This window comes from Sphingomonas sp., from assembly GCF_017745215.1.
Classification (GTDB): Bacteria; Pseudomonadota; Alphaproteobacteria; order Sphingomonadales; family Sphingomonadaceae; genus Sphingomonas.
In genome coordinates this window covers 16,886-27,464 of record NZ_JAGHZV010000029.1, presented here as the reverse complement: position 1 = coordinate 27,464, position 10,579 = coordinate 16,886, and the positions used below count along the sequence as shown (strand labels likewise).

7 protein-coding genes are annotated in these 10,579 nt (G+C 67.8%); 3 read left to right on the top strand and 4 right to left on the bottom strand.

Annotated elements, in window-relative coordinates:
* Positions 1-115: 115 nt before the first annotated feature.
* The 3 genes from J7495_RS19505 to J7495_RS19495 form a co-directional block, all read right to left on the bottom strand.
* Positions 116-1,522 carry a DUF1501 domain-containing protein gene (locus J7495_RS19505; RefSeq protein ID WP_294058644.1) on the bottom strand — a complete coding sequence of 469 codons (1,407 nt, stop codon included), beginning with the start codon at positions 1,520-1,522 and terminating at the stop codon, positions 116-118.
* Complete coding sequence (locus J7495_RS19500; protein ID WP_294058643.1) at positions 1,519-3,135, bottom strand: DUF1800 family protein; 1,617 nt, start codon at positions 3,133-3,135, stop codon at positions 1,519-1,521. Before J7495_RS19500 ends, J7495_RS19505 begins: the two co-directional genes overlap by 4 nt.
* A 122-nt stretch (positions 3,136-3,257) precedes the next feature.
* Positions 3,258-6,557: a hypothetical protein gene (locus J7495_RS19495; RefSeq protein WP_294058642.1), complete on the bottom strand. Its 3,300-nt coding sequence runs from the start codon at positions 6,555-6,557 to the stop codon at positions 3,258-3,260.
* A gap of 248 nt (positions 6,558-6,805) precedes the next feature.
* Between J7495_RS19495 and J7495_RS19490 the strand changes: the two genes are divergently transcribed.
* From J7495_RS19490 to J7495_RS19480, 3 genes are all read left to right on the top strand, one after another.
* A complete protein-coding gene (locus J7495_RS19490) occupies positions 6,806-7,834 on the top strand; it encodes an SGNH/GDSL hydrolase family protein (RefSeq protein ID WP_294058641.1) in 1,029 nt (342 codons plus the stop codon).
* A 141-nt stretch (positions 7,835-7,975) separates the two neighbouring features.
* Positions 7,976-8,812, top strand: coding sequence for a C1 family peptidase (locus J7495_RS19485; RefSeq protein ID WP_294058640.1), 837 nt, complete (start codon positions 7,976-7,978; stop codon positions 8,810-8,812).
* A gap of 39 nt (positions 8,813-8,851) precedes the next feature.
* Entirely contained in the window at positions 8,852-9,166 is a 315-nt protein-coding gene (locus J7495_RS19480) for a protease inhibitor I42 family protein (protein ID WP_294058639.1), read from the top strand.
* Here the strand turns inward: J7495_RS19480 and J7495_RS19475 are convergent.
* Positions 9,163-10,479 carry a cystathionine gamma-synthase family protein gene (locus tag J7495_RS19475; RefSeq protein WP_294058638.1) on the bottom strand — a complete coding sequence of 439 codons (1,317 nt, stop codon included), beginning with the start codon at positions 10,477-10,479 and terminating at the stop codon, positions 9,163-9,165. The genes J7495_RS19480 and J7495_RS19475 overlap by 4 nt on opposite strands.
* Positions 10,480-10,579 lie beyond the last annotated feature (100 nt).

The following is a 10,579-nucleotide window of genomic DNA, read 5'->3' as shown; positions in this document are numbered from 1 at the left end:
GTATCGCTCGACGGACTGCCTCAGTCGTGCGGGCGCTCCCGTGTAGAACCTGACCCATAGCTCCTCCCGCCATGCGTGATGGTCAAACGTACCACCACACTGCGGGATCAAACACCTAGACGAAGCCCAGATACCGCCCGTCGAAATTGCCGATGTTGGGGAGGATGTGCGCCATCTCCCCGTCGGGCACGCCGAACCAGCGCGCGAGCGTCGCGGCGTACTGGTCGATCGACGTGCTCGGCAGCAGCCGGCCCTGGCCGACCTGGTCGTCCGACGTCGCCGAGACATGCGGCGCGGTGCCGTAATAGCGCCCGCCGTGCACCGCGCCGCCGACGACGAAGTGATGGCTGCCCCAGCCATGGTCCGAGCCGTCGCCGTTGTTGACCAGGGTGCGGCCGAAGTCCGAGGCGGTGAACGCCGTCACCTGATGCTCCACCCCCATCTCGACCGTCGCCATGTAGAAGGACGCCATCGCCTCATCGAGCTTGGCGATCAGATCATTGTGCTTCTTCGAGAGGTCGCTGTGGTGATCGAAGCCGTCGAGGCTGACGAAGAACACCTGGCGCTTGCTGCCCAGCTCGTGCCGAGCGCCGATCAGCCGCGCGACGATCTTGAGCTGGTTGGCGAGCGGATTGTCGCCGGGGACGAGGTCGAACGAGGTCTGCAGCGCCACCTTGTCGAGCGCGCCGTTGACGATCTTCTCCATCCCCATCGAGCGCCGCGCGAGGATCGCGAGCTCATTCTCCATCGCATGGTCCGAGGGCCGGGTGATCAACTGGTTGAGCGCTGCGCTGATCGCCGGCGAGCCATAGGGCAGGCCCTGGATCGCCTTCACCGGAATCGCGCCCGAGGGGCTGATCTGGTACTGGAGCGCCTTGTCGCCCGAGACGAACACGGCGTTGCCGGCGGCCGAGACGCAGGTGAGCAGCGCCTGCTCGTTCGCCGCCATCGCATAGTCGCCGATCCGCCCGCCCCAGCCGATCGTCGAGCCTTCGCTGCCGAGCGCCTGCCAATAGCATTGCTGGTCGTTGTGGCTGAACAGCTTGGGCGGCAGCGGATAGAGCGCGCGGTTCGATCCGTCATATTGCGCGCGCGTCACCGGCGTGATCAGCGAGCCGACGTTGAGCAGCGGCGCAAGCTTGCCGCCCTGGAACAGCACCTTCAATCGCGGAGCATAGGGCGCGAAGGCGAATTGCAGCTCGTCGGTGAGCGTCTGCGGCTGGATCGGGGTGAGCGCGGTCGCTTCGAGGTCCTTGCGCGCGAAGCTCACGCCGCCGCGGATCGCGAGGTAGCGGCTGTGGTTGACCTTGTCGAACGGCACCAAGGTGTTGGGATGGTCGTTGCCGCCGTAGAGGAAGATGCAGACCAGCGCGCGATAGTCGTCGGCGCCCGCCGCGGTGGCGGCTTCCGCCATGGAGGCGAGCCCGGTGGCGAGCGACGCGCCGGCGCCCAGCGCGGCGAGCATCGAGGCGCGGCCCATGAGCGCGCGGCGGCTGACGGGGGTGGTCACGATACCGGTCATTTCTGCACCAGATATTCGGGCGTGCTCAGCACCAGGAGGCAGGCGGCTGCGAGCAGGTCGAGCTTCGCCTCGTCGGGGCTTTCGGGCGTGACGCCCTTGGTCGCGAGCGCGCCCGCGATCAACGCGCAGCTCTCCGCCGAGAGCTGGTTGGCGGCGAGGTGGAGGTTGAGCCAGGCGACCAGCGCGGGCGGATCATGTGCGATCGGCTTCACCGCGGCATAGTCAGGCTTGATGTCCTTGTAGCCCCAGCGCAGCGTCCACTGCAGGAAGTTGATGTAGCCGGCGAGGCTGGTCTCGTTGGCGATTTGGAACTCGGGGGCGCATTTCCTCGCCTTGGCGATCGCGGTGTGCGGCGGGACATAGCCGGGGCGGAAGAAGTTGAAGACCGATGGGCTCCGCAGCGGGCTCTGGCCCAGCCCCTCGTCGGCGCGCGCGGTGTCGAACATCTCGAACTTGCCGCTCTTCGACGCCATCCCCATCGTCCGCGCCCAGCTCACCCAGCGCAGCACCGGCTCGCGCAGCTTGCCCGAGGTCGGGTCCCTGGGATCGCCGGGGGCCAGCGCCTCGGGATCGGCGAGCACCGCGCGCCATACCGCCTTCAGGTCGCCGCGTACGCCCTGGCCGTTGTCGGCGAAGGCGGCGGCGACGCGGCCGACATAGGCCGGGCTCGGGTTGGAGGTGACCAGCCGCTGGATCATCTGGTGGCCGAAGAAGGGCCCCACATTGGGATGCGCGAAGAGATGGTCGAGCGCGGCCTTGAGCGCATCCGCGGGCGGCGTGCCGGCGGGGATCGTCAGCCCCAGGAAATCGACCTGCTGTGCCGAGTGCTCGGCGGGGTTGCACACCATCGGATCGACGGTGAACTCCTGCGACACCACCGGGTAGTTCTGCCATTTTACATTGGTGTATTTCACGCGGCGCATGTCATGGTTGTAGCCCGTGAAGACGCGCGCCAGGTTGGTGACGTCGCTCTGCACATAGGTCTCGATCGGCTTGCCGCCGGGTCCCATTTTGGGCGTGCCGTCGGGGTTGAGCTCATAGAGGCCGATGGTGAAGAGCTGCATCACTTCGCGTGCATAATTCTCGTCGGGCTGGCGGCCCGTGGCAGCGTCCTCCTTCAGGTTTCCCTTGGTGTTGAGGTACATGCCCATGCCTGCGTTGAGCGAAACGCGCTCGAGCAGGGTGCGGAAATTGCCGAACGCCTCGTCGCACAGCACGTCCCACCAGCCCGCCATGATGTAGGGCGGCCAGAAGCCGTCGATCGGGTTGAGCGAGATCACGAAATATTGCGAGAGCGCGAAGGCGGCGCGCTGGCGCATCTGGTCGGGCTGGGCGATCAGCTGGTTCCAGATCATGTGATCGCCCGCCATCGGCCAGAAATAGCGGGCTTCCTTGGTGACTTCGTTGTAGCCCGCGGCCGAGAGCCAATCATAGCCCCTCTGCCCGCGCGGCGCCTGGAAGGCCTTGTCGAGCCACGCCGCGGGACCGAGTGCGCGGACCGCGGCGATGTCGGCGTCAGGCGCCGAGAATTGCGCGCGCAGCAGGAAGCGGGCGGCCTCCGCCTCGCTCGGCGTGGCTCCGTTCGATGCGCGCGACCCGGCCGTGGTTTCCATCGGCAGCCTCTCCCCTGGCGGGGAATAGGCCGCAGCGGGAGGCGTGCGTCAAGCGGCGATGTTAGCGCTCCCAGACGGGTTGCCCGCCGCCGCCCCGGGGCAGGGAGCGGCGGCGGGCGGAGTCAGTCGTTCTTGCAGGCGCCTGGCGGAATGCTGTTGGCGATCTCGTATTTCAGGAGCGACGAGGTGTCGGCCCAGAAATTCTTGTAGGTCACCACCGCGTTGGGCATCACGCGGCCGATCCCGCAGACGACATAGCTGGTGCCGGTGTAGCTCGACGCGTCGAAGTCGAGGCTGCGCGCGATGTGGCAGGCGCGGCAACCCTTGCCGTAGGGGCCGTGGTAGAGCGCCACTTCGGTGGGGTTGGCATTGTTCCAGCCCGTGGGCGCATCCGGCAGGTGCGGGCGGAAGTCGGGCCCGCCGAAGCCGCCGGTGTACCAGGCGGTGATCAGATTGCCGATCTTGTTCCCCGGCGCGATGTCGTGGACCATCTTGTTAAGCTTGGCGAAGTTCTGGAACTCCGCCTGCGTCGGCGATGCCGGATTCATCGGCGCGGGATCTGCGCCATAGTCCCAGACGTGACCCGAAGGGTATTTGAACGACGGCAGGTCGAACTCGCGGAACACCGAGTTGAGCGCGAGCTTGGCGGGGACATTGTATTTGCCGCCGTGGCAGACGGTGCAGAGCTGGGGCACCGGCTTGGGGCCGAAGCCGTCGAGGTCGGCATATTTGATCCGCGGGGATCCCGCGACGCCGCCGCCGAAGACGTAGAACTGCACCTGCCGGTCCGCGGCCGCGCCCGGATCATATTCCATCGTCACCGTCGCGCCGCGCTTGGCGACGGGCAGGTCGGCGTTGGTCGGATCCTGGTCGGGCAGGCCGTAGTTGGTGACGTAGCAGGCGAGCTTGGCGCCGTTGTTGATGCAGTGCATGTCGCGGCCGAAGCCGAGGTCGTTGTTGTTGAGGTAATGCGCCTCGGTGAAGTTGGTGCCGGTGCCCGCCTGGCCGGTGGTCGCGTCGAAGCCGTTCAGCCCCCACCAGTCGCCCAGCGTGGTCTTGGCGTTGCCCGGATCGATCTGGGTGTAATAGACCGTCGGGTCGTAGTCGGCGGGGGCGGGATTGAAGCCGCCTGCCGGGCCGGTGAGGAAATAGGGCCGGCCGCTCGCATCCTTGCCATAGGCCGGAACGACGCCTGCGGGCGGCGCGAGTTCGATCGCGGTGCCGCATTCATTGTACGGATAGGGATAGGAATAGGCGCCGCTGGTCGGCACTGCGAAACTGTCGATGTCGACGATGTTGTTGAGCAGGATCGCGGTCGAGCCGCCGAAGGTGCCGGTGACTTCGAACCGGAGCGTGTTGGGCGCGGTCGCGGCACCGAAGGGAATGCGAAAGACGGCGTGCATCTCGTCGCCGTTGAGCGGCGTCTCGAAGGTCTGCGAATTGGTGCCGCCGAAGGTGACATAGGCGCGCAGCTTGAGATTGGTCCAACCCGAGAAGCTGCCCGCGGGCACGTGGAAGCGCGCGCAGGTTCCCCCGGTGATCTTGATGTCCATGTTGATCGACGAGAAATGCTTGGTCTTGCCGACGTACCAGGCGCCGGTGGGCGTGTCCTGGAGGTTGGCGTCGCCTTCCTCGACCCAGATTCCGCGATCCTCGTCGTACGACCAGAGCGCGATCACCGGCGGCGCCGAGGCGCGCTGCGCGGCGGGAACGGGGATGCGCAGCTCCGCCGCCTGGCCGGGCGCGAGATTGAGCTTCTCGCCGCCCGATCCGCGGAACTCGGCATAGACCGCGCCATAGCTGAACAGCCGCGTCGCATTGCCGTCGGCGCCCATCGCGCCATAGTCGCCGGGCAGCGAGCGTCGCGTGGGGTCGAAGGTCAGCACCGCACCGGTCACGCCCGCCGCGGCCTTGCCCCTGGCGTCGACGAGTCCGCCCGGATCGATCGCGATCTGCGTGCCGCGCGTGTCGCAGGGCACCGGCTGGGCGGCGGCGCGCAGCTGCGCCGTCAGCCGCGCGTTCGCCTTGGTGCCGGTCACCGGCGCGAAATCGCCGGTCTCGCGCGAATAGCCGAGCAGCTGCGGTGCCGCGAGCTGGCGCACCGGCTTCTTGCGCGTGTCGCCGCCCGTCCCGCACTTGCCCTGTCCGCTGTCGCGGAACACGAGCTTGCCGCCCGCAGGCACGCTCGCCACGGTCGCGCGCATCAGATCGTAGGTCTCGCCGGTGCTCCCCGCCGAATAGACGCGCGAGGTCGCGGCATAGGCGGGGTGGTGGATGTTGAGGATGTAGCGGTCGGCCTTAACGGGCGCGACTTCGGTGCGGAACCAGCCGCTCGCATTGGTCGAGACGGTCGCGCCGCCGACGGTCACCGTCGCGCCGGTGATCGGCGCGCCCGAGGCCTCGTCGATCACCTGGCCCGAGAAGACCAGCCGCTTGGCCGCGGAAAGGTCGAAGCGGCGATAGGCGTAGCCGCCCAGGCCATCGCGCGCGAGCAGGTAGACGGTGCGCATCCCCTCGGTCGCGGGCATCTTCCAGCCCTGTTTGGCATCGGTGCTGCCGCCGGCAAGCGCGCCGTTGCCGTCGGTCGCGCGCCAGAGGAACTCGAGCTTGTCGCCGTCGCGGTCCTTGGCCTCGGCGACGACCGTCAGCTTGTCGCCCGGATCGGCGCGTCGCGCGGCGGCCCCGCCCGCATCGACCGCGCTGATCGCATCGACCTTGGGAGCATGGTTGGCGAAGGCGAGGTCGCGGCGGACGACGCCGGCGAGCGAGACGCTGGCGCCCGCGGTCGACTTCTCGCAGCTCGCCTTGATGCTGAGCGCGCCGGTGGGCACGTCGAGCAGCGCATATTCGCCCTGGACGTTGGCGCGCACCGGGGTGCCGACCACCGCCGATCCCTGGCGGGCCTCGACCCGGGTCGAGAAATCGACGCCGAAGAAATGATCGCGCATCCAGCACGGCCGCCGGTCGCCGGTGAGCACCGTGCCCCAGACGATCGCGCGATTGGGACGGATCACGACGTTACCGACAGCGATGTCCTTGCCGGCCGCCTGGATGCGATTGCCGCACGAGGGCTTGTCTGCGACGATCGCGCAGACGACGTAGATGCCGGGGCCCGGTGCCACCAGATCGAACTTGCCGTCGATCAGCGTCACGTCGCTGCCGACCGTCCCGCCGCCCGAGGCCGCATTGCGGAGCTCGACCTTGATGTCGGGCAGTTCGACGAGCGCCGCGGTGCCGCGCAACTCCTGCGAGGGCGCGAGCGCGAGCCGGCCGATCAGATGCGCGGGTCCGGCGCGAATCGGGAGGGGACGACGTACCTGCGCTTCGCCTTGGCCGTAGCGGCCGAGTGCGAGCGTGCCGCCGAGCAGCGCGACGGCCGCAGTGAGAACAACCGGAATCCCGATGCGACGAAGCGATGCCATGGAGCCCCCTTCCACCTGCGAAGAACCGCAAGTAGCTGCAACAAATCATTGGCTGGGAACGCGATTAACATCCGCTCTTGTCTCAGGCGGATCGGCGCGACTCGTGTAGATTGCTTGCAACGATAACCGAATCGGCGGTGCCACGACAGGAATCATTGTCGCCGATTTGCGCGACATATGCATCATGAGCGCGCGCTTGCGTGGATCGGCAGGGCGGCTAGACCAATTCCGTGGGGAGAGCCAGGCCGATGAACAAGCTCGTATCGATGCTCGTGGTGGCGACCGCAGCCTGCGCGGCGAACGCACCCGCGGCAGACACGCTGCCGGTGGTGACCGGCGGCCGCGTCGTCGCCGAGGCGGACGGCAGCTACCGCTTCGGCTGGCCCGCCATCTATTTCGAGGGGTGGTTCGAAGGCACCGCGGTCTCGGTTTCGATTGAGACGCAGACCGAGCTGTTCCGCCTGCTCGTCGACGACGCCGAACGCGCGCGGCTGGGGCCCGGCCAACTGAGCGCGATCGTCCAGGGCCTCGCCCCCGGCCGCCACGTCGTGCGGCTCGAGAAGCTGACCGAGAGCCAGGATGGCGAGAGCCGCTTCCGCGGCTTCCGCATCGTCGGCAGGGGCAGCGCGCTCGCACCGCAGGAGAAGCGCCACGCGATCGAGTTCATCGGCGACTCGCACAGCGTCGGCTATGGCGACACCGCGACCAAGCGCGAGTGCACGCGTCCCGAAGTCCACGACACCACCGACACGCAGCAGGCGTTCGGACCGATCGTCGCACGGCGGCTGGGCGCGGACTATCGCGTCAACGCCTTCTCGGGCTTCGGCATCGTGCGCAACTATGCGGGCGGCGCGCCGGGCGATTCGATGGTGTTGCGCTATGCCCGTGCGATCCCCGGCCAGGGCCAGGCGGCGAGCGACAAGGGCTGGAAGCCCGAATGGATCGTGATCAACCTCGGCACCAACGACTTCTCGACGAAGCTCCATGCCGGCGAGAAATGGGCCGACAACGCGGCACTCAGGGCCGATTATCGCGCGACCTACGCCGCTTTCGTGCGCAGCCTGATGGCGACGCAGCCGCAGGCGCGCTTCGTGCTGATGGGCGCGGACGCCTTCTACGGCGACGTCCAGCAGGTCGCGATCGCGCTCGCGACGCCCGAGCGGGTGCGCACGCTCCACACACCCGCGCTCGAGCTCACCGCGTGCGACTGGCACCCTTCGCTCAAGGACCAGCAGGTGATGGCGGAAGCGGTGCTGAAGGTGATCCGCAAGCGCTGAGCCGGCCTTGACCTGCAGCAATTCGCAGGAATTCGTTCCAGAACGGCGCCATTTCATGGACTCTACTTCGATTCCATGACCGAATCCCGTGCTTGGCCCTGCGCCAATCGCTGTGCCGGGCCGCGAGCGAGTGGGGACACCATGGCCAAGGCACCGAAGAAAAAGGCTCCCGCGGACAAGCGCCCGGAGCAGGACCGGATCTGCAACATCGTCGCGTCGCGCAAGACCGAGATCGACTGGGGGTTTACCACCGCGGTCCAGGCGCAGGCGATCGCGGCGCCGCCCGCCCCTGCGGGACTCCCCGCCGAAGTCGACCTGCGCAAGCCCTGGTGGACCGTCGGCGACCAGGGCAGCACCGGCTCGTGCGTCGGCTGGTCGTCGACCGACGGCGTCGCGCGCTATCATTTCACCATGGCCGGGCGGCTGGGGCAGGCCGAGCATCTTTCGCCACGCTTCACCTGGATGGCCTCGAAGGAGACCGACGAGATCACCACGCGCCCCGAGACCTTCATCGAAGGCGCGGGCACCACGCTCAAGGCAGCGATGGACATATTGCGCAAATATGGCGCGGCCCCCGAGACGTTGCTGCCCTTCCAGATCAACACCAACCTCTACCTCGGCGACGAGAACACCTTCTACGCGACGCTCGCGACGCGGAAGATCGCGTCCTATTTCAACCTCAAGAAGGACGTGGCGAAGTGGCGCCAGTGGCTCGCCGCGCACGGGCCGCTGCTGGTCGCGCTCAACGTCGACGCGACCTGGGACCATGCCACCCAGACGCAGGGCAAGCTCGACAGCTTCCAGAAGAACACGACGCGCGGCGGTCATGCGGTGGCGGTAGTGGGCTATACCAAGGACGGGCGCTTCATCATCCGCAACAGCTGGGGAACCGGCTGGGGGGACAAGGGGTTCGCCTATGCAACCGAGTCCTATATCAAGGACGGCTTCTTCGACGAGGCTTACGGCGTGACCCTCTAGGCGTTCGCCGCCCCGCCGGAGGATCGGAGGAGGCGACGAATGCAGAGCTGGTCCCTGGCCGATAACGGCGGCGCGCATCGCCTGCGCGCGGGCGAAGTCGCGTCGCTCAGGCTGCCCGAGAATGCGAGCACCGGCTATCGCTGGGCGCCCGCCGGGTTCGACGGCAATATCCTCGCGGTGCGCGACGGCGGCGGCGACTATTCGAACGCGATCGGCGGCGGCGGCGCGGCGGTGTTCGAAGTCGAGGGCATGGCGGCGGGCAGCACCAGGCTGCGCTTCGTCGAGAAGCGCAGCTGGGAGAGCGACGATTCCGCCATCCGCCGGTTTGCGGTGGAGGTGGAAGTCGGCGGCTAGACCGCCTTCAGCGCTTCCTCGAAGTCGGCGATCAGGTCTTCGGCATCCTCGACCCCGATCGAGATGCGGACGAGGTTGTCGCTGATCCCGAGCGCCTTCTTGCGCGCCTCGGGCACCGAGAGGTGCGTCATCCCCGCGGGGTGGCTCGCCAGCGTCTCGGTGCCGCCGAGGCTCACCGCGAGCTTGGCGATCTTGAGGCTGTCGAGGAAGGCGAAGGCCTCCTTCTCGCCGCCCTTGAGGTAGAGCGAGAAGGTCGAGCCCGCGCCGGTGCAATGGCGGCGGTAGATGTCGGCCTGGCGAGCGTCGTCGCCGCCCTCCAGGAAGCCGAGATAGCCGACCTTTTCGACCTTGGGATGCTGGCGGAGAAATTCGCAGACCTTCACCGCATTCTCGCCCGCGCGGCTCATGCGCAGCTCGAGCGTCTCGAGGCTGCGCAGCAGCATCCAGGCGGTGTTGGGGTCGCAGATCGTGCCGATCGTGTTGCGCATCAGCCGGATGGTGTTGATGTGCTCCTTCGAGCCGAGCACGCCGCCCGCGACGAGGTCCGAATGGCCGCCGGCATATTTGGTGAGGCTGTAGACGACGAGGTCGGCGCCCTGCTTGAGCGGCTGGGCCCACAAGGGACCGAGGAAGGTGTTGTCGATCGCGATCGGCGGCTTGGCGGCGCCGGTGAAGATCGCGTCGCGGCTGGCGGCGACCGCCTCGACGTCGACCAGCGCGTTGGTCGGGTTCGCCGGGCTCTCGAGATAGATCAGCGCGACATTGCCGGTCGCGGCCTTGCCGAGGACGGCGTCGATCTCCTCGCGCGTGGCGCCGGCGGGGAAGTCGAGCCAGTGCACGCCGAAGCGGCCGAGGATGCGCGCGATCAGCGTCTCGGTCGCGGCATAGAGCGGGCCCGAATGGACGATCGTGTCGCCGGGCTTGACCATCGACAGGAACAGCGTGGCGATCGCCGACATGCCGCTCGAGAAGGCAAGCGCGTCCTCGGCTTCCTCCCAGATCGCCAGGCGATCCTCGAGGATCTCCTGGTTGGGGCCGTTGAAGCGCGAATAGACGAGACCCTCGGCGCCGCCCGGGCGCTTGCCGGTGACGCCTTCGAAGTGGCGCTTGCCCGCCGCGGCATTGGGGAAGACGAAGGTCGAGGTGAGGAAGACCGGGGGCTTCAGCGAGCCTTCGGACAGCATCGGGTCGTAGCCATGGCCCATCATCAGGGTGCTGGGCTTGAGCTTGCGCCCGCCGACCTTGTCGACCGGCGGCTTGGGGCGGCGGCGCGGGGTCCCGCCAGTGAGGTCGGCTTCGGTCTCGTCGGTCATTGGTCTCTCCTTGGAGCCAGCCTCTAGCCGAAAAGTCTCAGATGATACTATCGATCTCGGGAAGAATATTTTGCCCGGGAGCCCCGCCGGCCAGGCAACG